At 32.4% G+C, this 26,653-nt stretch carries 25 protein-coding genes; 14 read left to right on the top strand and 11 right to left on the bottom strand.

Annotated features, from left to right (window positions below):
- Positions 1–67: 67 nt before the first annotated feature.
- The 5 genes from HNQ90_RS14160 to HNQ90_RS14140 all read left to right on the top strand — a co-directional run bounded on the left by HNQ90_RS14160 (position 68) and on the right by HNQ90_RS14140 (position 6,245).
- Positions 68–1,459 carry a tetratricopeptide repeat protein gene (locus tag HNQ90_RS14160; RefSeq protein ID WP_144117845.1) on the top strand — a complete coding sequence of 464 codons (1,392 nt, stop codon included), beginning with the start codon at positions 68–70 and terminating at the stop codon, positions 1,457–1,459.
- A 71-nt stretch (positions 1,460–1,530) separates the two neighbouring features.
- Positions 1,531–2,448 (top strand): polyprenyl-phosphate transporter, encoded by a 918-nt coding sequence (locus tag HNQ90_RS14155; protein WP_144117846.1) that lies wholly within the window; start codon positions 1,531–1,533, stop codon positions 2,446–2,448.
- Complete coding sequence (locus HNQ90_RS14150; protein WP_144117847.1) at positions 2,448–3,464, top strand: DUF368 domain-containing protein; 1,017 nt, start codon at positions 2,448–2,450, stop codon at positions 3,462–3,464. The genes HNQ90_RS14155 and HNQ90_RS14150 overlap by 1 nt, the downstream gene beginning before the upstream one ends.
- Entirely contained in the window at positions 3,461–4,201 is a 741-nt protein-coding gene (locus HNQ90_RS14145; protein ID WP_144117848.1) for a shikimate dehydrogenase family protein, read from the top strand. The genes HNQ90_RS14150 and HNQ90_RS14145 overlap by 4 nt, the downstream gene beginning before the upstream one ends.
- 85 nt (positions 4,202–4,286) lie before the next feature.
- On the top strand, positions 4,287–6,245 hold the full coding sequence (locus tag HNQ90_RS14140) for a DUF349 domain-containing protein (RefSeq protein WP_144117849.1): 1,959 nt from the start codon (positions 4,287–4,289) through the stop codon (positions 6,243–6,245).
- A gap of 74 nt (positions 6,246–6,319) precedes the next feature.
- On the opposite strand, the gene HNQ90_RS14135 is transcribed toward HNQ90_RS14140, so the two are convergent.
- From HNQ90_RS14135 to mazG, 6 genes are all read right to left on the bottom strand, one after another.
- Entirely contained in the window at positions 6,320–7,519 is a 1,200-nt protein-coding gene (locus tag HNQ90_RS14135) for a glutamate-5-semialdehyde dehydrogenase (RefSeq protein WP_144117850.1), read from the bottom strand.
- 13 nt (positions 7,520–7,532) lie between these two features.
- Entirely contained in the window at positions 7,533–8,303 is a 771-nt protein-coding gene (proB, locus tag HNQ90_RS14130) for a glutamate 5-kinase (RefSeq protein WP_144117851.1), read from the bottom strand.
- Position 8,304: 1 nt separating this feature from the next.
- Positions 8,305–9,111 (bottom strand): pyrroline-5-carboxylate reductase, encoded by an 807-nt coding sequence (gene proC / locus HNQ90_RS14125; RefSeq protein WP_144117852.1) that lies wholly within the window; start codon positions 9,109–9,111, stop codon positions 8,305–8,307.
- 30 nt (positions 9,112–9,141) lie between these two features.
- Positions 9,142–9,333: a hypothetical protein gene (locus HNQ90_RS14120; protein ID WP_092853435.1), complete on the bottom strand. Its 192-nt coding sequence runs from the start codon at positions 9,331–9,333 to the stop codon at positions 9,142–9,144.
- Positions 9,334–9,350: 17 nt separating this feature from the next.
- Positions 9,351–9,806, bottom strand: a complete 456-nt coding sequence (locus tag HNQ90_RS14115; protein ID WP_144117853.1) for a GNAT family N-acetyltransferase — start codon at positions 9,804–9,806, stop codon at positions 9,351–9,353.
- Positions 9,807–10,131: 325 nt separating this feature from the next.
- Entirely contained in the window at positions 10,132–10,908 is a 777-nt protein-coding gene (gene mazG / locus HNQ90_RS14110) for a nucleoside triphosphate pyrophosphohydrolase (protein WP_144117854.1), read from the bottom strand.
- Between the two features lie 199 nt (positions 10,909–11,107).
- Between mazG and HNQ90_RS14105 the strand changes: the two genes are divergently transcribed.
- Positions 11,108–11,620, top strand: a complete 513-nt coding sequence (locus HNQ90_RS14105; RefSeq protein WP_144117855.1) for a hypothetical protein — start codon at positions 11,108–11,110, stop codon at positions 11,618–11,620.
- A gap of 396 nt (positions 11,621–12,016) precedes the next feature.
- On the opposite strand, the gene HNQ90_RS14100 is transcribed toward HNQ90_RS14105, so the two are convergent.
- The 4 genes from HNQ90_RS14100 to HNQ90_RS14085 all read right to left on the bottom strand — a co-directional run bounded on the left by HNQ90_RS14100 (position 12,017) and on the right by HNQ90_RS14085 (position 17,016).
- On the bottom strand, positions 12,017–14,284 hold the full coding sequence (locus tag HNQ90_RS14100; protein ID WP_144117856.1) for an aconitate hydratase: 2,268 nt from the start codon (positions 14,282–14,284) through the stop codon (positions 12,017–12,019).
- Between the two features lie 305 nt (positions 14,285–14,589).
- Positions 14,590–15,321, bottom strand: coding sequence for a lysoplasmalogenase family protein (locus tag HNQ90_RS14095; protein ID WP_144117857.1), 732 nt, complete (start codon positions 15,319–15,321; stop codon positions 14,590–14,592).
- Between the two features lie 75 nt (positions 15,322–15,396).
- Positions 15,397–16,572 (bottom strand): GlmU family protein, encoded by a 1,176-nt coding sequence (locus tag HNQ90_RS14090; RefSeq protein ID WP_144117858.1) that lies wholly within the window; start codon positions 16,570–16,572, stop codon positions 15,397–15,399.
- Between the two features lie 192 nt (positions 16,573–16,764).
- The gene (locus tag HNQ90_RS14085; protein ID WP_092853449.1) at positions 16,765–17,016 is read right to left on the bottom strand and encodes a type B 50S ribosomal protein L31; all 252 of its coding nucleotides are present in this window, start codon (positions 17,014–17,016) and stop codon (positions 16,765–16,767) included.
- A 230-nt stretch (positions 17,017–17,246) separates the two neighbouring features.
- On the opposite strand from HNQ90_RS14085, the gene HNQ90_RS14080 reads away from it, so the two are divergent.
- The 7 genes from HNQ90_RS14080 (at position 17,247) to HNQ90_RS14050 (ending at position 24,275) form a co-directional block, all read left to right on the top strand.
- Positions 17,247–17,780 carry a DUF4199 domain-containing protein gene (locus HNQ90_RS14080; protein ID WP_144117859.1) on the top strand — a complete coding sequence of 178 codons (534 nt, stop codon included), beginning with the start codon at positions 17,247–17,249 and terminating at the stop codon, positions 17,778–17,780.
- Positions 17,781–17,818: 38 nt separating this feature from the next.
- Positions 17,819–18,766, top strand: coding sequence for a glycosyltransferase family 2 protein (locus HNQ90_RS14075; protein ID WP_144117860.1), 948 nt, complete (start codon positions 17,819–17,821; stop codon positions 18,764–18,766).
- Positions 18,767–18,845: 79 nt separating this feature from the next.
- Entirely contained in the window at positions 18,846–20,576 is a 1,731-nt protein-coding gene (locus tag HNQ90_RS14070; RefSeq protein ID WP_172625920.1) for a phospho-sugar mutase, read from the top strand.
- Positions 20,576–22,435, top strand: a complete 1,860-nt coding sequence (locus HNQ90_RS14065) for an ABC transporter ATP-binding protein (protein WP_144117861.1) — start codon at positions 20,576–20,578, stop codon at positions 22,433–22,435. Before HNQ90_RS14070 ends, HNQ90_RS14065 begins: the two co-directional genes overlap by 1 nt.
- A 293-nt stretch (positions 22,436–22,728) precedes the next feature.
- The gene (locus HNQ90_RS14060) at positions 22,729–23,271 is read left to right on the top strand and encodes an RNA polymerase sigma factor (RefSeq protein WP_144117862.1); all 543 of its coding nucleotides are present in this window, start codon (positions 22,729–22,731) and stop codon (positions 23,269–23,271) included.
- Between the two features lie 45 nt (positions 23,272–23,316).
- A complete protein-coding gene (locus tag HNQ90_RS14055; protein WP_144117863.1) occupies positions 23,317–23,823 on the top strand; it encodes a hypothetical protein in 507 nt (168 codons plus the stop codon).
- An 11-nt stretch (positions 23,824–23,834) separates the two neighbouring features.
- On the top strand, positions 23,835–24,275 hold the full coding sequence (locus HNQ90_RS14050) for a Spy/CpxP family protein refolding chaperone (protein ID WP_144117864.1): 441 nt from the start codon (positions 23,835–23,837) through the stop codon (positions 24,273–24,275).
- Positions 24,276–24,290: 15 nt separating this feature from the next.
- On the opposite strand, the gene HNQ90_RS14045 is transcribed toward HNQ90_RS14050, so the two are convergent.
- Positions 24,291–25,016 (bottom strand): NUDIX hydrolase, encoded by a 726-nt coding sequence (locus tag HNQ90_RS14045; protein ID WP_144117865.1) that lies wholly within the window; start codon positions 25,014–25,016, stop codon positions 24,291–24,293.
- 142 nt (positions 25,017–25,158) lie between these two features.
- Here HNQ90_RS14045 and HNQ90_RS14040 point away from each other — a divergent pair, with 142 nt between their 5' ends.
- Positions 25,159–26,649, top strand: a complete 1,491-nt coding sequence (locus tag HNQ90_RS14040) for a mannitol dehydrogenase family protein (RefSeq protein ID WP_144117866.1) — start codon at positions 25,159–25,161, stop codon at positions 26,647–26,649.
- Positions 26,650–26,653: the final 4 nt, after the last annotated feature.

Here is a 26,653-nt window from a genome sequence, read left to right as displayed (position 1 = left end):
TACAATCTGGCCTATATCAAGAAATAGTAGCTTAAATTTATAATACTAGTAATTTTTAAATGTGCTTATGGAGTTTAGTCATAATGACAACAACAATTTGCCTATCACCAAGTTTGAATCGATGTTAAAAACAAACCATGTTTTGTTTTTTGACTCGGAAGAATTTGAAAATATTATTCACCATTACCTAAATCAAGGAAAAATTGCTCTAGCTAAAAAGGCAATTAAACTTGGTTTGGATCAGCACCCAACATCTATTAATTTAAGACTTTTTAAAGTAGAAATTTACATTTTTGAAGATAAGCTACAAGAAGCAGACGATTTGCTAGACGAATTATATAGTATAGATCCCAGCAACGAAGAAATATACATTCAAAAAGCTAATATTTTTTCGAAAAAAGACGATCATGAACAGGCCATAAAAATTCTTAAAGAAGCCGCTAAATTAGCAGAAGATTTGGTTGATTTATATTCTTTAATTGGTATGGAGTATTTATTTTTAGACAACTATGAAGAGGCTAAAACCTATTTCATGAAATGTTTGAAAACGGACCCTAATGATTATTCGGCATTATACAATGTCATTTATTGTTTTGAGTTTTTAAACCAAAACGAAGATGCTATTTCTTATTTAAATGATTTTTTAAATGAAAATCCATACTGCGAAGTAGGTTGGCATCAGCTAGGTAAGCAATATGTTACTTTAAAAGAATTTGAAAAAGCATTAACTGCTTTTGATTTCGCTATAATTTCCGATGATACTTTTGTTGGCGCATATCTAGAACTTGGCAAAGTTTTAGAAGAGCTAAAACGCTTTGATGAAGCCATAGCAAACTATACAATTACACTTAAGTTAGACGACCCAACTTCTTTCGCTTTACTTCGTATTGGTAGCTGTTATGAAAAATTAAATAAAGACGATTTAGCCATTCAGTATTATGACAGAACGGTTCATGAAGACCCGTTATTAGACAAAGGCTGGATTGCCATTACTAAGTTTTACAATAAAAAAGGGAACTATCAAAAAGCGCTTTTCTTTATTAATAAGGCTATAAATATTGATTCTGAAAACGTAACCTACTGGAAGTTATATTCTCAAATAAACCACCGTTTAAGTTTTTATGAAGAAGCAGAACGTGGTTATAAAAAAACGATCGAGCTTGGAAACTACGAACTTAATACGTGGTTATCTCGTGGCGACTTATTAATTCAATTAGGGGAACCACAAGCTGCCATTTTAAATTTTGAACAAGCTGTAGAATTTTACCCAGAAAATGCCGAACTAGAATACCGTTTAGCAGGATTGTTTTTTGTTTTAATGGAAAACGATAAAGGTATTTTTCACCTTAAAAATGCTTTAAAGCATAATAAAGATTATGCCTTTATTATTGACGAACTTTTCCCTAAGGTATCCAACAAACTGTTGGTTAAAAATATCCTTAAACAAATTGAAAAGTAAGCCGTTCATCTCGTGCTAATAATTTTTTTTTAGTAACCAATTGTATACCTTTGGTTTTCTGATAAAATATTATGCAAAGAAACCTTAAAGATTACCTTATAATCTCCTTTAAAGGATTAGCCATGGGAGCTGCAGATGCTGTTCCTGGAGTGTCAGGAGGCACAATCGCTTTTATTTCTGGAATTTACGAAGAACTTATATCTAGCATTAGTAATGTTAACGGAGCTCTTTTTAAAACTCTATTTAGCGAAGGACTAAAGGCTTTTTGGAAACAAGCAAATGGCAATTTTCTATTAGCACTATTAACAGGAATCATAATTAGTTTTGTTTCCTTTATGAAACTTGCTAAATATTTACTTGAATACCATCCTGTTTTAATATGGTCTTTCTTTTTCGGACTAATTGTTGCCAGTATCTATTTTGTTGGTAAGCAAATTACAAAATGGAATTTAGGTACCATAGTCGCACTAATTATTGGTGCTGCCATAGCCTTTTACATAAGTAAATTACCCTCTTTAGGCACTAACGAAAATCCTTGGTTTTTATTTATTGCTGGAGCTATTGCTATTTGTGCTATGATATTACCAGGTATTTCCGGTTCTTTTATATTAATAATACTTGGTGCATACAAAACACTAAGTAATGCCATACACGACCTAGATGTAAAAAAAATAATCATATTTACTGGGGGTGCTGTAATAGGTTTACTAAGTTTTAGCCATGTTTTAAAATGGCTATTTAAACATTACCACAACATTACTTTGGCTGTATTAACAGGGTTTATTTTTGGATCGTTAAACAAAGTTTGGCCTTGGAAAAAAACCTTATCATGGTACACAGATTCTAAAGGAATAGAAGTTCCGTTGTTACAGGAAAGCGTAACTCCGTTAGCTTTTGAAGGTGCAAATCAAATGTTGTACGCCATAGTATTAATGATTTTCGGCTTTTTAACTATTTTTATTCTTGAACGCGTGGGCTCCAAAAAATAATGCAAAGCACAAGAACACTAACAGATAAAATTTTTCTAATCTTAAAAGGATTAGGTATGGGAGCAGCCAATAAAGTTCCTGGAGTTTCTGGTGGTGTTGTGGCATTTGTTGCTGGTTTTTACGAAGAGTTTATCTACTCCTTAAAAAAAGTAAACAAAACAGCCTTTAAGTTATTATTTAACGGGCGTTTTAAAAGCTTTTATAAATATATTAATGGTCGCTTTTTAAGTCTGCTTTTTCTAGGTATGATTGTTAGTTATTTTAGTATCTCCAAGATATTAGATTATCTAATAAAACACTACGAACTCTATATTTGGAGTGTCTTTTTTGGCATGATAATAGGGTCGATTTATTATATAAATAAAGATTTTAAAGATTGGAATTTTAAAACTTACACCTCCTTGGCTATTGGCATATTGCTTGGTGTGGGTATTAGCTTTTTAAACCCTGCGAAAGAGAACGACAACCTGTGGTTTGTTTTTTTCTGTGGAATAATTAGCGTTTCTGGAATGACTTTACCAGGATTTTCAGGCTCCTTTATTCTTATTCTTCTAGGAAATTATGTATTGCTTTTAGTAGATTCTGTAAATGCATTATCCGATACATTCACCGAAATGATAAGCGGCGATTTTAGCTTTGTTGATAATCCCGAACGTATTAGAATGTTAAAAGTTTTAGTGGTTTTCACCTTAGGTTCTGTAACAGGTTTAGTCACCTTTTCGCATATGTTAAGCTATATCCTAAAACATTATAAAAGCATTACTCTTTCGGCTATATTAGGATTCATTATAGGATCACTAGGTGTTGTATGGCCTTGGAAAAAAACAATTTATAAATTAGACGAATCAGGACATTTTTTGTTAGATTCTGCCCAACAAAAGGTAATTGAAAATTACCAACGTTTCATTCCTAGTTTAAACACAGAAACTTATTATGCTATTGGTTTTATTTTCCTCGGAATAGTAATAGTTTTGGCATTGGAATGGTACGGACAAAAAACAAGAAAAGCAACATGAATAAATTAGGTTTATTAGGTAAAGACATATCTTACTCCTTCTCGAGAACATATTTTAAAAAGAAATTTGAAAATGAAAATATCAAGGATACTTCTTATGAAAATTTCGATATTAAGAACATTGATTTATTTCCTTCAATAATTAAAGAAACCGAAGGCTTAAAAGGCATGAACGTTACCATTCCTTATAAAGAGCAGGTTATGCCTTTTCTAGATAAAATAAATAAAAAAGCCAAGGCTATTGGTGCCGTAAACACCATCAGGATTACAAAAAAAGGAAAATTAATTGGCTATAATACAGATTGTTATGGCTTTAAAAACACGATTAAACCTTTTATAAAATTACATCATAAAAAAGCTTTAATTTTAGGTACAGGAGGCGCTAGTAAAGCTATTGCTTATTCATTAAACGAAATGGGCATTTCATACCAGTACGTATCCCGAAATTTAAAAGATGGCGTTACTTTCTCCTACGATACCTTAACAGAGCAGGACATCGAAGAGCATCAAATCATTGTAAATTGCACGCCGCTAGGTACTTTCCCTAACATTCAAGATTGCCCAAACATTCCATATAAGGCAATTACAAAAAACCATATACTTTTCGATTTAATCTATAACCCAGAGGAAACTAGGTTCTTAAACCTAGGGAAACAAAATAATGCTACCATTATAAATGGCCTAAATATGCTAAGGCTTCAGGCCGAAAAATCTTGGTCTATTTGGGGACTTAAATAAACAGGTAATACTACTTTGTAAATACTATACTTGTTAGTATCTTTAATGTCGAAAGTAATTTTGACGAACCCTAACATTTTTTATAATGTCTGATATTAATAAACCTGAACAAGTAGACGGAAACGAAGCTTTAAAACCTAATAACGATTCTACTCCATTAACCGATAACACCAACGAAGAAGCAACATCTGATGCTCCCGAAGTTGAACCGCAAACTTCCGAGCCGGAAAAAAATGATGGAGAAGATCATGACGAGGTCTTAAATGAAATTGAAGACTCCAATGCCGAAGATGCCGAAGATGAAGGCAATAAAGACCGTCATACTATTGAGGTAAAAGCATACGACACCATGTCGTTAGAAGCTTTAGCTATTGAATTAGAAAAGCTTATAGAGAATGAAAAGGTTCAAGCTATAAAATCTCATGTAGATAGTATAAATTCGGAATTTAAAACAAAATTCGAAGCTTTAGTTGAAGAGAAAAAAGAAGATTTTATAAATGATGGTGGAAACGAGATAGATTTTTACTACTCCTCACCTGTTCAAAAAAGATTCAAGGAAGCATACAGACAATACCGTAAAAAAGTAAATGATCACTATAAAAGTTTAGAAAAGAACTTAAAGCAAAATTTAGCAGATAAACTTGAAATTATTGAAGAGTTAAAGGGGCTTATAAATGTTGAAGAAAACATAAACACCACCTACAAACACTTTAAAGAACTACAAGAACGCTGGAGAAATACAGGACCTATTCCTAGAGATAAATACAATAATGCATGGAATAGTTATCATCACCATGTGGAAATATTCTACGATTTTTTAAATATTAATAGAGATTTACGAGATTTAGATTTTAAACACAATCTAGAAAAGAAATTATTAATTATCGAGCGTGCTGAAGAATTAGCACAAAGTGATGATGCTATGCGAGCGTTTAGAGAGTTGCAAGAACTTCACAAAATGTGGAAGGAAGAGCTTGGACCTGTTTCTAGAGAACATCGCGAAAGTATTTGGGAGCGTTTTAAAGTTGCAACAAAAACTATTAACGATAAGCGTCAGGTTTATTATAAAGAAATAGATAAGATTTACGAGAAAAATCTAGCGCACAAACTAGAGATTATTGCTAAAATTGAAGAGATTGCCAAAGAAGAAAATAATTCACATAATGCATTACAAAAAAGAATCAAAGCAATTGAAACGCTAAGAGAAGCTTTTTTTAACGCAGGAAAAGTGCCAATAAAGGTAAACGAGGCTACTTGGGCAAAATTTAAAGATGCTGTACGCAGGTTTAACAGACAAAAAAATGCATTTTATAAAAATCTTAAAAAAGATCAATATAAAAATTTACAGTTAAAATTAGATTTAATTAAAATTGCTGAAGACAATAAGGAAAGTGAAGATTTTGAAGCCACTACGCCTTTAATGAAAAAGATTCAAAGCGACTGGAAAAAAATTGGTCATGTACCAAGAAAAAATAGCGATAAAATCTGGAAACAATTTAAAGCAGCTTGTAATCATTATTTTGATAGAATTCATGCCAGCAGAAATGCAGCGAGCCAAGAACAAGTTGATGCCTACAATAAAAAGACCGAATTTATAAGTAGTTTAAACGATTTAGAATTACCTGAAGACAAAGAGAAAGGTATCGAACTTGTTAAGGAAAAAATTAAAGAGTGGCAAACTATTGGTCGAGTGCCAAACGACAAACGCTATATTGATGGTAAATTTCAAAAATCTATTGATGGCTTGTTAACCAAATTAAAAGTTGACAAAACGGAAGCTGAAATGATTAAGTATGAAAACAAACTAGATAGTTTAGTTGACCCGAACGATACCAGAAATCTAGACAACGAACGTAATTTTATTAGAAAAAGAATTGATGAAGTAAAAGGGCAAATTAATCAACTAGAAAACAACTTACAGTTTTTCACTAATGTAGATGATGACAACCCGTTGGTAAAAGAAGTACATACCAATATAAAAAAGCATAAAGAAGATTTAAAAGTTTGGACTTCAAAGCTTAGAAAAATTAAAGAATTGTATTAAAAATTCGTTTTTAATTTCAATAAAAAAGCCTCATAATATTACTATTATGAGGCTTTTTACTTCTTACTGTTTAATTATACACGAACATGACCATCGCCAAAAACGTAATACTTGTTTGTTACCAACTCTTTAAGTCCTAAGGGACCTCTATGGTGTAATTTATCTGTACTAATGGCCAATTCTGCACCAACACCAATTTGTCCGCCATCTGTAAATCGAGTCGAGGCGTTTTGATATACAACGGCACAATCTACTTGTTCCATAAAGGTTTTGGCCTGGGATTTTTCTGTGGTCATTATAGTAGCCGAATGCCCTCCAGAAAAGGCATTAATTTTCTCTATAGCTTCAGTAATAGAATCCACAGTACCAATACAGCATTTCATTTCTAAAAACTCCTGAAACCAAATTTGAGTATTATCAATACTTTGTTCTTCGGTTAACACCGTTTTGGTAACCTCATCTACTAAAACATGAACTTGATTAGCCTTTAAGATGGTGTTTAGCTCCTTAATTTTGTTATTATAATCCGGATGCTTACTATTAACTAATATCTTATCTAGTGCGTTACAAGCCGAAATTTTATCTGTTTTAGCATTTAAAATAACCTCAATGGTCTGTTTCCAATTAGCATGCTCATCCACATACAAAAAATTATTTCCGCGTCCACTAACCAAAACCGCACATTTGGCATGTTCCTTTACAAATTTTATTAACTGCTCACCGCCTCTAGGCACAATTAAATCTAAAGGTTCGGTAGGCTCTTTTAAAAAGGCTTGTGTTTCTTGCCTATTCATGGTTAACATTTGAATATAATCTGTAGTTAAATTATTTTCCTCAAGTGCTTTATGCCATAATTTTACAATAGCCGTATTACTATGTACAGCCTCTTTACCGCCTTTAAGTAAAATTTTATTATTCGCTTTAAAAGCAAGTACTGTAGCTTCAACAGTAACATCTGGTCGCGATTCATAAATAATCATAATAGTACCAAAAGGTGCTGTTTTATTAATCACTTCCAAACCACTTTGTAACGTGTTTTTACTTATAATTTTGTTAACTGGATCGTCCTGTGCTTTCACCTCTTTTATTGCAGTAATCATGCCTGCAACCTTTTTACTATTTAAAATAAGGCGATCGTACATGGCTTGATCTTCATTATTAAAAGCCTCAATATCTTTCTTATTCGCTTTTAATAAGGCATCTTGATTTTCCTCTAAAAGGCCAATCATACTTGTTAAAACTTTATTTTTTTTATCTTCTGATAATAATTCCATTTTCTTGTTTTTTTTACAATGATACTTTGGTACCAACCACTTTTCCGTCCATAATATCAATTATAACATTGTCTTTTTTTCCATTGGCAATAAAAGTTGGAATATTTTTTGCCGCCGCTTGTTGTGCATAATCTAATTTCGAACCCATGCCGCCTCTACCTTCGCCATCTTTTTTATTGGAGTCTTTTATATACTTATCCAAATCTTCATTAGGATCTACATTTTTAATTAAATCGCTGTTATCTTCTTCCGGATGTCCATCGTAAAGCCCATCTATATCTGTTAAAATAATAAGCTTATCTGCATTTAATAATTGTGCAATTAAACTCGCTAACTCATCATTATCAGAAAACATAGACATGGTTACAGACACCGCATCATCTTCATTTGCAATAGGAATAACCCCTTCGGCTAGTAAGCCTTCGCAACAATTAATCATATTTTGCCTGTGTACACCTGGGCTAAAATCGCGTTTTGTAGGCAGCACTTGGGCACACTTCATACCATAATCATGAAAAATATTATAATACAGACGCATCATTCTTGGTTGCCCAATAGCGGAATACACCTGTCGGCGTTGTGTTTTGTCTTTTATATTTGATGATCCTAAAACTTCTTTACCAGCAATTACAGAACCCGATGACACTAAAATGGTCATAATACCTCTTTCGTGTAATTCGGCTATTTGTTTTACTAAACGCCTTAATACTGGCCTTACAATTCTATTATCTCTGTTGGTCATTACATTAGTACCAACTTTAATAACTATTTTTTCTGTATACATTTTAATTTTCTTTTCCTAATTCTACTGCGCGACTAAATGCCGCAAAAGCAGCTTCTTTAATTAATTCATTTACATTATTATCTTCCATAGAATCTAAAGCAGCTCGTGTTGTACCGCCTTTTGATGCTACTTTTTCCATCCAAGAGTTTGGAGATAAATTAGATTGATTAAACAGCTCTATGGCACCAGTAAACGTCTGGCTTACCAACACCGTTGAATCGGTTTTTGAAAAACCCATTTGTAGTGCTGCTTCCATCATACTTTGCATAAAGTAAAACACATAAGCAGGACCACTTCCTGAAATTCCTGTAGAAGCATCAATCAAGTTTTCATTAGAGACACGAACAGATTTTCCTGTGGTATCCAATAAACTCTCAACGGTAAGCATTTCAATACGAGACACCTCTGGCGATGTTACATAAGAGGTTAAACCTTTTCCAATTTGCGCTGGCAAATTTGGCATAGCTCTAATAACTTTATTTAATCCCGTTATATCTTTAATAGTCGATATGGTTACACCTGCCATTATAGAAATGATAATTTGCTCGGGCTTAACAAACCCTTTAATAGCTTTAAATACAGTTTCGGCATGATAGGGTTTTACGGCTATAAAAATGATATCGGCCTTTGGAACACAATCTCCCAATTCGCTAAAGGCATCAAAGTGTGATATCTGGCTTAGCTCTTCCATTTTCTCTTCAGACTTATCTAAAACCATAATATTTTTCTTTTTTAAGAGTTTAGATTTCGACATGCCTTCTGCATAAGTTAGCCCCATGTTACCCGCTCCAATTACTAGTACTTTCATTATTTATATATTTAGTTGATAGAAAAAAAATTAAACAAACAAGAAACAATCCTTACAGTCTTTAACTTCACCGTAGTAAGTTTCTCTATATTTATGTAGGGTTTTAATAGGTAAGCCTAATAAATATTTTTTAACGTATGTTACTTTAGTGGTGAGTTCTCCCATTTTAATACTGTGTCTTTTTTCTACTTTTGTTTCTCTTTTAACTTGAATTAATTTCATGTTTAACTTTTAATGATTTATTTATTTTGAAAGGATAATCTATCCAATCGTAATTCTATATTTCGGGTTTTAAACCCTTGTTTTTGGAATAATTTTATTACAGGATCGTTTATATTTATATGTATTGAAATTTCTCCGCTACAATAATTAATGGTGTGTTTAATTAGTGCTTTAGCAATACCACTTTTCCTGAAACCTTGTTTTACAGCGAGATACACTAGAATATTTTCGGATAAATACTCATTCATGCCGGTTCTATTTACTACCACAACACCAAGAATATCATCATTTTTTTGCATGATAAAAACATAACCGCCAAGTCCAGGTATTTCTTTGGCAGCATACTTTATTGCCTTTTGTATGGCGCTCTTAGAGTCCTTAAAATCACCAGAATTGTCGTGTATAAAGTTTGTTATACGATTAATATCCATAAAGGATAGCCTTGTAAAGGCATCGTAGGTTTTAATAGTCATTTAAGCCGTATTTTAACATCTAGAAAAAAGATGTTACAGTAAAAAAAGTATAACAAGACGTAGGGCCAGTTTTAAGTTAAAAACAGCTCTAGTAATTTGTTATATTAAAGAAATTTGTAAAACTCCTGTTTAAGGATTACTTACGTAGTAGGAGGAATGAATTTATCGGACTGATTTCTAAAAACCAGAAAATTAAAGTTGAAGATTCGTGTATTTCGCTTTTCATGTATTCCTTTTCCCATGGTGCAAAAATACAAAAATAGCCTCTAACCATCAAATGGATAGTGTTAAGATAATACCAATAAAACGCACTAAAACGTTATAGTTACTGCATTGTTTTGGCTTCTTCCCAAAAAATATCCATTTCGGCAAGCGTCATGTCTTTTAGGGGTTTATTTAAATTTTTGGCTTTTTCCTCTAAATATTGAAAACGTTTGGAAAATTTTTTATTAGTACGCTCTAAAGCATTTTCTGGATTAATATTTAAAAAGCGTGCATAGTTTACTAAGGAAAACATGACATCGCCAAACTCGCTTTCCATTTTATCGGCGTCTTTAGCTTTTACTTCAACCTGAAACTCGTTTAACTCCTCCTCTACTTTTTCCCAGACTTGCTCAGGTTTTTCCCAATCGAAACCAACACCTGCTACTTTTTCTTGAATTCTGTTGGCTTTTACTAATGCCGGTAAACTTTTTGGAACGCCTTCTAAAACACTAGATTTTCCTTCTTTAAGTTTTAAGTTTTCCCAGTTGCGTTTTACATCTTCTTCATTTTCAACTTTTACATCGCTATAAATGTGTGGATGTCTATGTATTAGTTTATCGCAAATGGTATTACACACATCGGCAATATCAAAATCTTTGGTTTCGCTTCCTATTTTAGCATAAAATACAATGTGTAATAACACATCTCCCAGTTCTTTTTTAACTTCTTCTAAATCTTTATCTAGAATGGCATCTCCAAGTTCGTAGGTTTCTTCAATGGTAAGATGGCGTAAGGTTTCCATGGTTTGCTTCTTATCCCACGGACATTGTGCTCGTAACTCGTCCATTATGGTTAATAACCTATCGAATGCTTTTAATTGATTTGCTCTAGAATTCATTTTTGATGTTTTTTCAAAAATACAATTTTGATGTTTTTAAAATAGAAATAATGTGCTCTATATTAGTTTTAGTGATTTTACATAACACTTGACTTTGTCAGAAAAAATAGCTAACTTCGTTTAACGTCGGATATAAAACATTGAAACGATTTCATATCCGTAAAAGCATTGGCAAACATGCAGAAAAAAAGACTCACTAATGACGCAAAACACTTTTAAAGAAAATATAAATACGGTTAAAGAAATTTATCCAGGTACATATCAGATTATATTGGATTTTGCTTCTAAAAAAATTATAGATTTTATATTAAGAGCAGAATTTGAATTTATTTGGATTCATGATTTTGAACCTGAAAATAAATCATCGTGGAATAAATATGACTTACCTATCTCAACGAAACTTAATAAAAATGTATTAGCAAGACAGATTTCCTATGACTTCTTATTAAAAACAGCAGAATTTGAGCAAATAAAAGAAGAGATACCAAATGGAATAACGCTTATTCAGATTAAGAATAAACCACCTGAATTTCTTGACTTGAAAAGATTAGAAGGTAAAACTCGATATGATTTATTAAAAAAGGAATGTGATTATTTATTTGAAATAAATTTACCCAATGCAGTTGATTATGGAACATTGATTAGTTCAAACAAAAATTACTTAAATGAACTGCTTAACGATTCTAAAATTAATTGGAATGATTTACCATAGATTAAAGCACGATTTGCCAACAACGTGTATAACTAATTGCTTGTTATAGCTTACTCGGAAAATCCTAGCGGATTTTCCTAATGGTTCGGTTCTTTTTGCTAACTTAGTTCCTGCCAACGCAACTAGCCATAACACAAACACGTTAAACGAACCTTTCCAAAAACAAAACTAACAGATAAGTATCCTAAAGCTAGCAAATACCTGCGTTAGGGATTGAAACGGCATCCTTTTTTTGCTGCCATAAATGGCAAAAAAAGATATAGTGGAAAGCCCGACCCTTTTCGGGTAACGCCCATATAACACCTTTGTTTAAATAAAAAAATCCAGCTAAAAAGCTGGATTTTTAAATAGTATAGAAACCTACAAGGTTTTGGAAACACTCGTAGGTAAAATGTATTATGCGTTTTGCCTTTTAATTAAATTAAGTGCAGAACCTTCGTTATACCAGGCAATTTGTGCTTTGTTATAGGTGTGGTTTAATTTGATAAGATCTTTAGATCCATCGTCATGAACCGCTTCTAGCGTTAATTGTTTACCTGGTGCAAATTCATTTAAATCGATAAAATTAAAGGTGTCGTTTTCTTGAATTAAATCGTAATCCGCTTCGTTATTAAAAGTTAAGCCTAACATACCTTGTTTTTTAAGGTTTGTTTCGTGAATACGTGCAAACGATTTTACAATTACTGCAGCGACACCTAGATGTCTTGGTTGCATTGCGGCATGCTCTCTAGAAGACCCTTCGCCATAATTATGATCGCCAACTACTACCGTTTTTATACCTGCTTTTTTATATTCGCGCTGTACATCTGGCACTCCGCCATAATCGCCAGTTAATTGGTTTTTAACAAAGTTTGTTTTTTGGTTAAAGGCATTTACTGCTCCAATTAAAGTATTGTTTGCAATGTTATCTAGATGCCCACGGAAACGTAACCAAGGTCCTGCCATAGAAATATGATCGGTGGTACATTTACCAAAGGCTTTAATTAAAAGTTTAGCACCCGTAATGGAGCTTCCTAGTGGTGTAAAAGGTGTTAATAATTGTAAACGTTCTGAATCGTCTTTTACAGAAATTTGAACATGACTACCATCGGCTTCTGGCGCTAAATACCCATTGTCCTTAACCTCGAAACCTTTTGGTGGTAATTCCCATCCTGTTGGCTCATCGAACATCACCTCTTCGCCGTTTTCGTTAATTAACTTATCGGTTAAAGGATTAAAATCTAAGCGTCCCGCTACAGCAATAGCTGCTGTTATTTCGGGAGATGCTACAAAGGCATGTGTGTTTGGGTTTCCATCGGCACGTTTAGCAAAGTTTCTATTAAAAGAGTGTACAATACTATTTTTTGGTGCGTTTTTAGGGTCGCTATATCTAGCCCATTGCCCAATACATGGCCCACAAGCATTAGTAAATATTTTAGCGTCTAATTTTTCAAAAATCCCAAGAATACCATCACGTTCTGCGGTGTAGCGTACTTGCTCTGATCCTGGATTAATACCTAATTCTGCTTTTATTTTTAAACCTTTATCTAAGGCTTGTTGTGCTATTGATGAAGCTCTTGACAAATCTTCGTAAGATGAATTTGTACACGACCCTATTAATCCCCATTCTACTTTTATTGGCCAATCGTTAGCTTTTGCTTTTTCGGTCATAGCTTTACCAACTGTGGTTGATAAATCTGGAGTGAATGGTCCGTTTAATAATGGCCCTAATTCTGATAAATTAATTTCTATAACTTGATCGAAATATTGCTCTGGGTTTGCATACACTTCCGGATCTGCCGTTAAATGTGCTTTTACCTCATTTGCAGCATCGGCAACATCTGCTCTATCTGTAGCACGTAAATAACGTTCCATAGATTCATCGTAACCAAATGTAGATGTTGTAGCTCCAATTTCTGCTCCCATATTACAAATAGTTCCTTTTCCTGTACATGACATAGCTGTTGCTCCTGGTCCGAAATATTCAACAATAGCACCTGTACCTCCTTTTACGGTAAGAATTTCGGCTACTTTTAATATAACATCCTTTGGCGCTGTCCAACCCGAAAGCTTTCCTGTTAACCTAACACCTATAAGCTTAGGGAATTTAAGTTCCCAAGCCATACCTGCCATAACATCTACCGCATCTGCTCCGCCAACTCCAATGGCCACCATTCCTAACCCTCCGGCATTTACGGTGTGCGAATCTGTACCAATCATCATTCCTCCTGGGAATGCGTAATTTTCTAAAACTACTTGATGTATAATACCAGCTCCTGGTTTCCAGAAACCAATACCATATTTATTAGACACCGACTCTAAAAAATTAAATACCTCGCTACTTACGCTGTTGGCGTGTTTTAAATCTTTTGCAGCACCTTCTTTAGCTTGAATTAAATGATCGCAATGCACCGTTGTTGGTACAGCAACCTTAGTTTTTCCGGCTTGCATAAACTGCAATAATGCCATTTGAGCTGTAGCATCTTGACATGCAATTCGATCTGGTGAAAAATCCACATAATCCTTACCTCTAGTAAATGCTTCGGTAGGTGAACCATCCCATAAGTGTGTATACAATATCTTTTCTGATAGTGTTAGTGGTTTCCCGACAATATTACGTGCTTTATCAACTCGTTCAGTCATTTTGGTGTAAACACCCTTAATCATATCAATGTCAAATGCCATAAATTTTGTTTATTTTTTTGATTATTCTACAAGTACTCAATATACAAAATAAACGTCCTCGAGACAAGTATAGCCCCTGTTAAAGTTTCATAAAACTTAATGAACTAAAATAGCATTGATAAGCTCGATAATTTAAATTAGGTTTTACTGATAATACTTAATAATAGTCTGCAAAATCTATTTTAGGCCTATAAAACCATGAATATATAATTGAAGTGTACTTGGAATTGTAAAAGAAAACGAAAGCCTTAATAAAATAAATAGGTATTAAGGTGGCTACCTGTTTAGTGAAACTTTAAAGCCTATTAATCCTTGAATTGCTCATTTTCATTGAGCACACGACCTTCTTCAACGGCCATATTTGTCTCCTTAACTATACCTAAAACTATTAATAGCTGAGACACCCCATAAAAAAGCATAACTGCTATATTTTGGTAAGGTATATCGCTATGATAGAATGATGTTAAAGCCGCTAAAGTATCGGACCCTAAAGCAAAAAACACACCTATAATTACCAGATTATAACTTTGCCTGTTTACATGGTCTCTGCGCAAAAAAGAGAATATTACAAATAAAGTGGTTACAAAGAAGTAAAACAATGTAGGGAAGAAAAAATCATTAAGATTGTCGTTAATTAAATACATAACTAACATCATTAACAAGAAGCAAAAAGTGAGCGCAGGAGTAATTTGTTTTACCCTAAAATCGCTCTGATTAGAAAACCTAAATACGTAAAACAATTTAGCTAGACCAAACGAAAAAATAGCGAAAATGTAATATAATTGGATTTCATAAAGTATAAAGAAGATGTCTCCTATTAAGAAAAAAACTAAGGCTAAAGTCATAAAAAACTGCTTTACGCTAGAGGATTCTTTATGAAATAAGGTGTAATATCCTATTAATAAAATAGAGAGCGATCCCTTTGAAATATAACGAAATAAAGAAGCATCCCAATTTATTTTAATAACGATATCTATTAAAAGTACAGCTAAAAAAAACAAAGAAAAAGCAATTGCTTCTTTACGAAATTTGGACATTTACAAACAAATCAACTAGTGCAATGTAAGTTTTTTTTTATTAAAACAAAAAAGATATTCTTATAAATCTAATAATTAATAACGCCTAAAGAGCTTCGTTTCTTCAAAAACATGCTCTAAGATAGCTTTATCCTGTTCTGTAAATTCAACATTACGTCGTTTCATGACTATAGGCGCCACTTCGAACGCTTTTTTTGTTAGATAGGTTGAAAAACCGGCGTTACCACCCCAACTAAAACTAGGTATAAAGTTTCTAGGAAATCCACTACCAAATATATTAGCGCTTACACCCACAACTGTACCTGTATTAAACATGGTATTAATACCACATTTACTATGATCGCCCATTATAAGTCCGCAAAACTGCAAACCTGTTTTGGCAAAACCTTGTGTTTGGTAATCCCATAAACGCACTTCGGCGTAATTATTTTTTAAATTAGAATTATTAGTATCGGCACCCAAATTACACCATTCTCCTAAGACAGAATCTCCTAAAAAGCCATCATGACCTTTACTAGAATATCCAAAAATAACGGAGTTACTAATTTCGCCACCAACTTTACTATGAGGCCCTATGGTTGCTGGTCCATAAATTTTTGAACCTAATTTAATAGCAGCACTTTCGCAAAGTGCCAGTGGCCCCCTAACTATGGCGCCTTCCATTATTTCGGCATTCTTACCTATATATATTGGCCCTTTACTGGCGTTAAGCGTTGTAAATTCTAATTCTGCACCTTCTTCTATAAATATATTTTCTGGAGCTATAATATTATTACTAGCAGGAATAGCCTGTGAAGTTCTATCCTTTGTTAATAAATTGAAATCTTGTTTAATAGCTTCTCCGTTTTTAGAGAAAATATCCCAAGTATGTTCTATTTTTATAATGTCTTGTTGGTATTCTATAATTTCAAAATCATCGAAGTTTATATCATCTTGAGCTTCTTTAGCAAAAAATGCCACCAACTCTTCACCTTCAAAAATGGCTTGATTTTCTTTTAAGTTAGTAATGGCTTCTACTAATTCTTTATGTGGAAGACAAGATGCATTAATCATAATGTTTTCTTCCATTTCTACCATCGGATATTTATCAGAAAGATAATCTTCGGTAACAGTTGTAGTTGTAACTCCTAAATACGTTTCCCACTTTTCTCTAATGGTTAAAATCCCAACACGAATGTCGGCTACTGGTCTTGTAAATGTAAAAGGCAACAGGTTGTTACGCGACGGACCATCAAATAGAATATAATTCATTTAAAGTTTTAGTTAAAAGTTAAAAGCTATGCCTTCAAACTTACGATTTATACCAAACAAACTTAATTTCAACTTATTAAATTCGTTTATAGTTACTTTTTAACCTATGTTATGCAACATTTTTAAACTTTGTAAAAATAAAAAAGCCTCTCATAATAGAAAGGCTTTTTAAAAATATATTTTAGACTAAACTTATTTTTTAAATTTAGCATACTTGTTTTTGAACTTGTCAATACGACCAGCTGTATCTACTAATTTAGATTTACCAGTGTAGAATGGATGAGATGTTCTAGAAATCTCCATTTTTACTAATGGATATTCAACACCATCAACTTCAAGAGTTTCATTAGTATTTGCTGTAGATTTTGTTAAAAACACATCATCATTAGACATATCTTTAAACGCTACAATTCTATAATTTTCTGGATGTATACCTTTTCTCATCGCTAAATGCTTTATTTATTACTTTCAATTTTGGAAATGCAAATTTAGGTATTTTTTATAAATGTGCAATACTTTTTATTCTTTTTTATTTGATTTTTTAATCCCCTGTCTTTCAAATAAAAAAAGAAGTTAAAATTACCATTCAAAATCTAAAACTTTTCGCTTAAAAATGTAACGTTTTACTATATTTGAATACCAACTAGAAAATAAATTATGTAAACAGAAATATTATGGAAAAATTTTTAAAGTCCATTGCTATAAACCATGGTCTGTATTTAGGCATCGCACTAGCAATATTAACCGTTACGGCTTATGCTATTAATTTAGACTTATACACCAAGATCTGGTTTGGATTAGTAATATTGGCTTTAATAATAATTTTCGGTATTATTTCGGTGTACAAAACAAAAGTTGCCAATGGTGGTTTTTTAAGTTTTAAAAACTCTTTTGTATCCTATTTTATAACTATTTTAATAGGTTTAGTTATAAGTACTATAATTAGTATTATCATATTTAATATAATCGATCCTGAAGCCGCAACTTTAATTCAAGAAAAAGTAATGGTTTCTCAAATAGAGCGTTTAGAAGCTTATAATGTACCAGTCGATATTATAGATGAAACCATGAAAAAGATGGAAGAACAAGGAAATATGTTTTCTATTGGCAACGTTATTCAATCCTTAATTTTTCAAATAGTTGGTTTTTGTGTTGTAGGACTTATTGTTGCAGCCGCAATGAAAAAAAATAACCCAGACGACGTTTAAATTCCGTAATTTTGAAACTTATTTTGAAACTATTCTAGATGCATATATCTGTAGTTATACCACTACTAAACGAAGAAGAATCTTTAACCGAATTACACGACTGGATTGCAAAAGTTATGCTATCTTACGAGTATACCTACGAAATTATTTTTATTGATGATGGTAGTACAGATGATTCTTGGAATTTAATAACTAAGCTTTCTCATAAAAACAAATCTGTAAAGGGTATTCGTTTTTTACGAAACTTTGGAAAATCGCAAGCCCTTCATGCTGGTTTTAATAAAGCTAAAGGCGATGTGATAATTACTATGGATGCCGATTTACAAGATAGTCCAGATGAAATTCCAGAACTTTACAATATGATTGTTAAAGATGGGTACGATTTAGTTTCTGGATGGAAAAAGAAACGCTATGATTCTATTATTGCAAAAAACCTTCCATCGAAACTATTTAATTGGGCGGCTAGAAAAACATCTGGAGTAAAACTTCACGATTTTAACTGCGGTTTAAAGGCCTACCATAATGATGTGGTAAAAAATATAGATGTTAATGGCGAAATGCATCGTTATATTCCAGTGCTTTCAAAAAATGCTGGTTTTTCAAAAATTGGAGAAAAGGTAGTACAACATCAGGCTAGAAAATATGGTGTCACAAAATTTGGTATGGATCGTTTTGTGCATGGTTTTCTAGACTTAATTACCATTTGGTTTTTATCGCGCTTTGGCAAACGCCCCATGCATTTATTTGGCGCCTTAGGATTTATAATGTTCGCTATAGGTTTTGCTTTTGCACTTTATCTGGGCATAGACAAACTATTTATTAATAGAGCAGGCAGACTTATAACACAACGACCACAGTTTTATATTGCACTTTCTACGATGATTATAGGAACGCAATTTTTTGTAGCCGGCTTTTTAGGCGAGCTTATTTTAAGAAATAGAACAGACAAAAAAAGATACACGATTAAAGACCAATTAAATATATAATTAACACGAAACAAATTAACTGATATTGATTCATTATAAAGTAATGAATTTCCTATTTTTGTTTTATAAAACTAACTATATGATACACATTGAACCAAAAATTTTAGACCGAATTAACGCATGGTTAACACCATCTTTCGATGAAGAGACTCAAGCTACTATAAAAGATAGTATAGCAAACAACCCAAAAGATATTCAAGAGAGTTTTTATAAAGATTTAGAATTTGGTACTGGTGGAATGCGCGGTATTATGGGGGTTGGTACTAATCGTATAAACAAATATACATTAGGAAAAAGCACACAAGGTTTAAGTGATTATTTACATAAACAATTTCCAAATGAAACTCCAAAGGCTGTAATTGCTTATGATTGTAGACACAATAGTAAAACGCTTGCTAAAGTAGTTGCAGATGTGTTTTCGGCCAATGGAATTGAGGTGTTTTTATTTGAAGATTTACGTGCTACTCCAGAGTTATCTTTTGCAGTTAAGCATTTAAATTGCCACTGTGGTATTGTTTTAACAGCTTCTCATAACCCGCCAGAATATAATGGCTATAAAGTGTATTGGCAAGATGGTGGTCAGTTAGTTCCGCCGCATGATGGTGCTGTAATTAGTTTAATTAACGATTTAGATTACGCTAATATTAAATTTGAAGCCAACAACGATCTTATAAAATATATAGGTAAAGATGTTGATGATGTATTTATTGATGCCTCTGTTAAAAATGGATCTGTAGGTGCTACACAAAATGCAAAAGACGATTTAACCATTGTATTTACATCGCTTCACGGTACATCTATTACTGCTGTTCCAGAAACATTAAAACGTGCGGGTTATAAAAATGTACACATTGTTGCAGAACAAGAAAAACCAGATGGCGGCTTCCCTACCGTTAAATCACCTAACCCTGAAGAGCCAGCTGCTTTAAAAATGGCTTTAGAATTAGCCGATAAAGTAAACGCAGATATTGTTATTGGTACAGACCCAGATTGTGATAGATTAGGAGTAGCAGTTAGAAATAACGATGGCGAACTACAGCTTTTAAACGGAAATCAAACCATGTTAATGATGACAGATTTCTTATTAAAACAATGGAAGGCCGAAGGCAAAATAAAAGGAAAAGAATTTATTGCATCAACCATTGTATCGACACCTATGCTAACAAAATTAGCAGAGTCTTACGGTGTTGAAAGCAAAATTGTTTTAACAGGATTTAAATGGATAGCTAAACTTATTAAAGATTTCCCAGAACTAGATTTTGTTGGTGGTGGTGAAGAAAGCTTTGGTTATATGGTTGGCGATTTTGTACGCGATAAAGATGCCGTAACCTCTACCCTATTGGCTTGCGAAATTGCTGCAATTACAAAAGCTAACGGAAGCTCTTTCTTTAATGAATTAATAAAACTTTATACAGAACATGGTTTCTACAAAGAAAAATTAGTGTCATTAACTAAAAAAGGAATTGAAGGTGCAGAAGAAATCAAACAAATGATGACTGATGCTAGACAAAACCCACTTAAAGTGGTAAACGGATCGGCAGTTGTAAAAATCGAAGATTACGAATCTGCTACTTCTAAAGATATGGCTTCGGGTAAAATAACAACTCTAGACATTCCAAAATCTAATGTAATTATTTATTACACTGAAGATGGTAGTCAAGTCGCTTTAAGACCTAGTGGTACAGAACCAAAAATTAAATTTTATGTTAGTGTGAACAGTGCATTAGATACTATTGAAAATTTCAAAACAACTGAAACAGCTCTAGACACAAAAGCTGAAACCATTTTAAAAGATATGAATCTCATTTAATGAGCCACTTTACAAATATATTAAGGTACGCTAAACCTTATAAAAAATACGCCATAGGACACGTTATTGCTAACGTGTTTTATGCTTTATTTGCAACACTTTCGTTTATTGCATTAAAGCCCATGTTGGATGTTATTTTCGAAAAAAATGTTGATGCTTCCGGAAAGGAAATAGCTACCGCTGCAATTAAGAAACCAGAATTTACAGGACTTAGTAACATTAAAGACTTTGGTGAAGATTTTTTAATTTATCACATGAATGCCTATACGGGTGGAGATAAAGCTAAAGCTCTACTTTTTGTTATAGGACTTATAATCTCCATGTTTATACTTAAAAACATTGCAGGCTATCTCGCTAATTACTTCATGGTATTTTTAAGAAATGGCGTCATTAGAGACATTAGAAATAAGGTTTACAAAAAAACGGTTGAACTACCTTTATCATTTTTTTCTGAACAAAAAAAAGGAGATATCATTGCTAGAGTTACTGGCGATGTTAATGATTTACAATACTCATTTCTCCCCGTTCTAGAACTTATAATTAGAGAGCCACTAACCATTATTTTTACAATAATAGCAATGCTTTATATAAGCACGCAGCTAACCTTATTTGTTTTTATATTTATTCCAATAATGAGTTTTGTAATTTCCAGAATTGGGAAAAGCTTAAAACGAAAATCTGGTCGCGTACAAAAAGAGCAAGGTACTTTTCTCTCTACATTAGAAGAAACATTAACGGGGTTACGAATCATTAAAGGGTTTAATGCCGAAGGTCTTTTTTATAACCGCTTTCAAGAATCTACCCAAAGGTTCTATAACTTTTCAAATAAATTATTAAACCGCCAAAATTTAGCATCACCAACCAGCGAAATACTTGGTATTTTAATGATTTCCGGGATACTTTGGTATGGCGGAAATTTAATACTCTCTGGAGAAGCAGGAAACACACTAGAAGGAAGTACATTTTTAGTGTATTTAGGGTTAGCATATAACATACTAACACCGGCTAAAGCTATTACACGAGGTATTTACAATATTAAAAAAGGAGGCGCTGCGGCAGAGCGTATTCAAGAAATTATAGACTCGCCTAATCCCATTAAAGATATACCTAATGCTACAAATTTAGAAGGGTTTAAAAACGAGATTGAATTCAAAAACATATCCTTTAAATATGATGACGAGTATGTTCTAAAAAACTTCTCATTAACCATTCCTAAAGGTCAAACCGTAGCTTTAGTAGGGCAATCTGGTAGTGGTAAATCTACAATTGCCAATCTAATAACACGTTTTTATCATGTTAACGAAGGTGATATCTTAATTGATGGTGTAAATATTAATAATTTAACCACTAGCTCGTTAAGACAACAATTAGGTATTGTAACTCAAGACGCTATTTTATTTAACGATTCTATTATAAATAATTTAAAACTAGGCAAGCAAGATGCAACCGAGGAAGAGGTTATTGATGCGTTAAAAATTGCAAACGCTTGGGAGTTTGTCAAAGATCTACCAGAAGGCATTCAAACAAATATTGGAGATTCTGGAGGTAAACTTTCTGGCGGACAAAAACAACGATTAAGTATTGCCAGAGCGGTTTTAAAAAGCCCACCAATTATGATTTTAGATGAGGCTACCTCAGCCCTAGATACCGAAAGCGAACGTATTGTTCAAGTAGCTCTGGAGAACATGATGAAAAACAGAACATCAATTGTTATTGCACACAGGCTTTCTACCATACAAAACGCAGATAACATTGTGGTTTTAAATAAAGGTGAAATTGTAGAGCAAGGTAAACATGACGACCTTATTAATAAAAAAGGTATTTATAAAAAACTAGTAGACATGCAAAGCTTTGAATAAAATAGAGCTTGTTTTAAAATATAAAAAGGATAGAGACTTGGGGGCTTCTATCCTTTTTTAGTTTTTGTTAGACTTGGGGACGACTAACAACATAAGTAGGTTTCTGATACAAATATAGAACAGATAAATAGATTTTACAAGAAAAAAATGTATTTTATCGATTATTAACAACAGTTCGTCGATAAAAATAAAGTCAAACAGCTAAAAATCAACACATTAGATGTTCGTGAAAAATTTTAATATTCAGATTAAACTTTTTGTATATTTCATAGTCCAATATTTAAACCATATTTGTGATTGAAGAAGCACAACTATTAGAACAATTAAAATCTAAAACCCATAAAAACAAAGCCTTTAAAGTTCTATTAGAACTTTACAAAGAGCGCTTATATTGGCATATACGCGGTATTGTTAAATCGCATGACGATGCAGATGATGTACTTCAAAATACCTTCATAAAAATCTTTAAAAACATCGATAATTTTAAAGGTGATAGTAAATTATTCTCATGGATGTATCGTATTGCAACTAACGAATCTATTACCTTCTTAAATAAAAAAGCTAACCGATTAAAGATAAGTAATGAAGAAGTTCAGCAACTTGCAATTAACAACCTAACTTCTGATGTTTATTTTGAGGGAGACGCCATTCAACTTAAACTTCAAAAAGCCATTGCAACTTTACCAGAAAAGCAACAATTGGTTTTTAATATGAAATATTTTGAAGATTTAAAATATAAGGATATGTCTGAAATATTAGAAACAAGCGAAGGCGCCTTAAAAGCGTCATACCATATAGCAGTAAAAAAAATTGAAGCCTACTTAACTCAAAATTAAACCTTTCCGTTTTAATTTAGTCTTATAAGTAGTAATAAAAAGAAAATGAAAAATAAAGAATTACATAATATTAAATCTACAGGTTTTAAAACACCTGATGATTATTTTGATTCTGTTGAAGAAAAAATTTTCAGTAAATTAAATACTGAATCTGTTCTAGACAGTGTCAATACACCTGGATTTAAAGTACCAGACAACTATTTTGAATCACTTAACGAGCGCGTATTAAATAAGGCTCTAAGCGAAGAGAAACCTAAAGTTATACCTTTGTTTAGCAAAACAAACATAATTTACGTATCGAGTATTGCTGCCGCTATTTTATTACTATTCAACCTATCTATTTTTGATAGTAAGCCTACTTTTGATAATTTAGATATTGAAACCGTTGAAAATTATTTAGAAGACGAAAGCATTAGCACCTATGAAATTGCCGCTCTATTTAGCGACAAGCAAATTGATGAAGATATTATTATTGACTTTAATTTTAATGAAGATAATATTGAAGAATACCTATTAAATAATGCCGATATCGAGACATTAATTTTAGATTAAAAAAAAAGAAAATGAAAAAAATAATACTTATAGTGGTGCTGTTTATGTCCTTGCACATATCAGCCCAACATAAAAACAGAGAACGAATAAAATCATTAAAGGTATCCTTTATTACCGAAAAACTCGATTTGACTGAACAAGAAGCGCAACAATTTTGGCCTATTTATAACGAATATGAAAAGCAACATTATGCTATTAGATATATTGAATCTAGAGAAATACGTAAAGAAATAAGAGAAAGCTTAGATACGCTAAACGATAAAAAGGCTAATGCGCTATTAGCGCGACTTGAAAAGACTGAAGTAGATAAACACAACGCCAGAATGGAATTTTCGAAACAGCTAACCAAAATATTATCGCCAAAAAAAATAATACTTTTAAAAATAGCTGAAGACGATTTTAAAAGGAAAATGTTAGAAGAATATAAAAAACGTAAAAAAGAGGATCATTAATGTTCCTCTTTTTTTTTACACATTAACGATAAAGTCCTTTTCGGTAACCTTATTATAAACCTCTCTGCTAAACACATATAATTTAGATGGCTTTTTAGCATTACCTTTTTTAGTTTCATTCAGCGGAACGATATATATTTTCTTTAATACCTTCTTCCTAAAATTACGATTATCTAGCTCAATATCTAAAATAGATTCAAAAGCAAATTGCAATTCATTTAAGGTAAATTTATCTGGCATTAAATTAAAAATTATAGGCTCTACCATAATTTTTTTCATGAGGTCTTCATGAGCATCTTTAATAATCTTGCTATGATCAAAACCTAACTCAGGTAACCCCTTAATAGGAAACCATTTAAAATGCTTTTCATTAACCGTAATACAATCTTTAGGCTGAGTAAAGTAATATGCAATAGTCATAGACTGCGTTTTAACACCATGACTACGCACCCATAGCAAATCTTTATCCGATTTTATTCGCGAAGGATTACCGTACGTACGAAACTGAGTTCTATTAAAAACATTATATCCTGTACTACTTTGAAAAATTATATTAGCCGAAGCCTCTAAAGTTTTACTTATGTATACGCGACCTCCACAAATAACCCAATCGTCAATTACAGGGTAATTATCATTATACATATTAAGCGTACGTTTGTGTAATAAGATGTTTAAACCATCGGTATCCAAACCAAAAATCACACAATCTACCGATACATTATCTCGCTTCCTAAAATCCATTTATGCTTAAAAAAAGAGGGCATTAAAATTCAACTTACACACTGTTAATATACAATGAAACCATAAAATTTCAATGCAATTCATTAATTTTTTATGTAAATTTAAAAAGAAATTAAAACAACGCTAGTAACACCATTATAAAATGCCAAATTCTTTATATTTAAAAATGGAAAACCTTGATGCTATAAAGGAAAATGCATCCATTCCATTATTTGACCGCGATCAAATAACAACAAGTATAGCTCATATTGGCGTTAGTAATTTTCATCGTGCTCATCAAGCTTTTTATATTAATGAGTTAATAGAAAAACATCAAGCGTTTAACTTTGGTATTTGCGGTATTGACCTTTTGGATTCCGATAGAAAAACATATAATGTTTTAAAAGATCAAGACGGCCTTTACACTTTAATAACCAAAAGCCCAACAGGCTTTCAGAAACCCAAAATTATTGGATCTATTGTAGAATATTTTTTTGGCCCCGAAAACCCAATGGCTGTTATAGAACGTTTAGCAAACCCAGATATTAAAATAATATCGTTTACCATTGCTGAAGACGGGTATCATTTAAATGAAATTACAGGCGAGTTTAACCAAAAACATCCCTCGGTAGCAGAAGAAGTTGTGAACCCTTTTAATCCTAAAACGGTATTTGGATATTTAACACAAGCCTTCAAATTAAGAAAACTTCGTGGTATAAGTGGTTGTACTATTCTGTCGTGCGACAATATTAAAAACAACGGCGACACCATGAAACATTCGTTTTTAAACTACGTTGAAAAAAACGAACCTGAACTTTTACCTTGGCTAAAAACCAATACAACCTTCCCCAATACAATGGTAGATAGGATTACTCCAACAACCCAACATAAAGATATTGATGCACTAAAAAACAACTTTTTAGTGGAAGACCAATGGCCCGTTGTTTGCGAACCCTTTACAAATTGGGTTATTGAAGATAATTTTTTTGAAACCAAACCCAACTGGGAAAAAGTAGGCGTCCAGTTTGTTAAAAACATTGAACCCTATCAAAACATGAAGCTTCAGCTTTTAAATGCTGGCCACAGTATTTTAGGGATATTAGGGACTTTACACGGATACAAAACGGTACATGAAGCAGCAAACGACGACGTTTTTATTCAATTTTTAAAATCCTATATGCATCAAGAAGTGGCACCTACTTTAGTAGATGCCGAAAACATGACTTTCAAAGCGTATAAAAGCACATTAATTTCTAGGTTTAAAAACTCTAATATTAACGATAGCCTGTCTAGGATTTGTAGTGAAAGTTCAGCCAAAATCCCGATTTTTATTCTATCCACCTTAAAAATTCAACTATCAGAAAACAATTCAATTAACCACATCGCTTTTATTATTGCGGCTTGGTGTAAATATAACGATGGTATTAACGATTTGGGTTATGCCTATAATATTGTCGATTCTATTAGTAATACTTTAATTAGAATGGCGGCTTTATCGCAACTAAATCCAGTTAAATTTTTAGAAATAGAACCGGTATTTAACGATTTGAGCAGCAATCCTGTGTTTACTAACAAATATCTTCATTATTTAAATCATTTAAGAAACCACACCATCAAGGAAAGTGTAAAACAATTTAATGACAAATTACTGTAAATCT

Source organism: Algibacter amylolyticus (assembly GCF_014202225.1).
GTDB lineage: Bacteria > Bacteroidota > Bacteroidia > Flavobacteriales > Flavobacteriaceae > Algibacter_B > Algibacter_B amylolyticus.
The sequence above is the reverse complement of the archived record's forward strand: the minus strand, read 5'-3'. Positions and strand labels throughout refer to the sequence as shown.

Coding starts and splice junctions, on each gene's coding strand:
- HNQ90_RS14105 (WP_144117855.1), top strand. CDS start 11,108: ATGACGCAAAACACTTTTAAAGAAAATATAAATACGGTTAAAGAAATT.
- HNQ90_RS14075 (WP_144117860.1), top strand. CDS start 17,819: ATGCATATATCTGTAGTTATACCACTACTAAACGAAGAAGAATCTTTA.
- HNQ90_RS14140 (WP_144117849.1), top strand. CDS start 4,287: ATGTCTGATATTAATAAACCTGAACAAGTAGACGGAAACGAAGCTTTA.
- HNQ90_RS14070 (WP_172625920.1), top strand. CDS start 18,846: ATGATACACATTGAACCAAAAATTTTAGACCGAATTAACGCATGGTTA.
- mazG (WP_144117854.1), bottom strand. CDS start 10,908: ATGAATTCTAGAGCAAATCAATTAAAAGCATTCGATAGGTTATTAACC.
- HNQ90_RS14080 (WP_144117859.1), top strand. CDS start 17,247: ATGGAAAAATTTTTAAAGTCCATTGCTATAAACCATGGTCTGTATTTA.
- HNQ90_RS14045 (WP_144117865.1), bottom strand. CDS start 25,016: ATGGATTTTAGGAAGCGAGATAATGTATCGGTAGATTGTGTGATTTTT.
- HNQ90_RS14160 (WP_144117845.1), top strand. CDS start 68: ATGGAGTTTAGTCATAATGACAACAACAATTTGCCTATCACCAAGTTT.
- HNQ90_RS14155 (WP_144117846.1), top strand. CDS start 1,531: ATGCAAAGAAACCTTAAAGATTACCTTATAATCTCCTTTAAAGGATTA.
- HNQ90_RS14050 (WP_144117864.1), top strand. CDS start 23,835: ATGAAAAAAATAATACTTATAGTGGTGCTGTTTATGTCCTTGCACATA.
- HNQ90_RS14150 (WP_144117847.1), top strand. CDS start 2,448: ATGCAAAGCACAAGAACACTAACAGATAAAATTTTTCTAATCTTAAAA.
- proB (WP_144117851.1), bottom strand. CDS start 8,303: ATGTATACAGAAAAAATAGTTATTAAAGTTGGTACTAATGTAATGACC.
- HNQ90_RS14095 (WP_144117857.1), bottom strand. CDS start 15,321: ATGTCCAAATTTCGTAAAGAAGCAATTGCTTTTTCTTTGTTTTTTTTA.
- HNQ90_RS14090 (WP_144117858.1), bottom strand. CDS start 16,572: ATGAATTATATTCTATTTGATGGTCCGTCGCGTAACAACCTGTTGCCT.
- HNQ90_RS14065 (WP_144117861.1), top strand. CDS start 20,576: ATGAGCCACTTTACAAATATATTAAGGTACGCTAAACCTTATAAAAAA.
- HNQ90_RS14040 (WP_144117866.1), top strand. CDS start 25,159: ATGCCAAATTCTTTATATTTAAAAATGGAAAACCTTGATGCTATAAAG.
- HNQ90_RS14145 (WP_144117848.1), top strand. CDS start 3,461: ATGAATAAATTAGGTTTATTAGGTAAAGACATATCTTACTCCTTCTCG.
- HNQ90_RS14115 (WP_144117853.1), bottom strand. CDS start 9,806: ATGACTATTAAAACCTACGATGCCTTTACAAGGCTATCCTTTATGGAT.
- HNQ90_RS14120 (WP_092853435.1), bottom strand. CDS start 9,333: ATGAAATTAATTCAAGTTAAAAGAGAAACAAAAGTAGAAAAAAGACAC.
- HNQ90_RS14100 (WP_144117856.1), bottom strand. CDS start 14,284: ATGGCATTTGACATTGATATGATTAAGGGTGTTTACACCAAAATGACT.
- HNQ90_RS14055 (WP_144117863.1), top strand. CDS start 23,317: ATGAAAAATAAAGAATTACATAATATTAAATCTACAGGTTTTAAAACA.
- proC (WP_144117852.1), bottom strand. CDS start 9,111: ATGAAAGTACTAGTAATTGGAGCGGGTAACATGGGGCTAACTTATGCA.
- HNQ90_RS14085 (WP_092853449.1), bottom strand. CDS start 17,016: ATGAGAAAAGGTATACATCCAGAAAATTATAGAATTGTAGCGTTTAAA.
- HNQ90_RS14135 (WP_144117850.1), bottom strand. CDS start 7,519: ATGGAATTATTATCAGAAGATAAAAAAAATAAAGTTTTAACAAGTATG.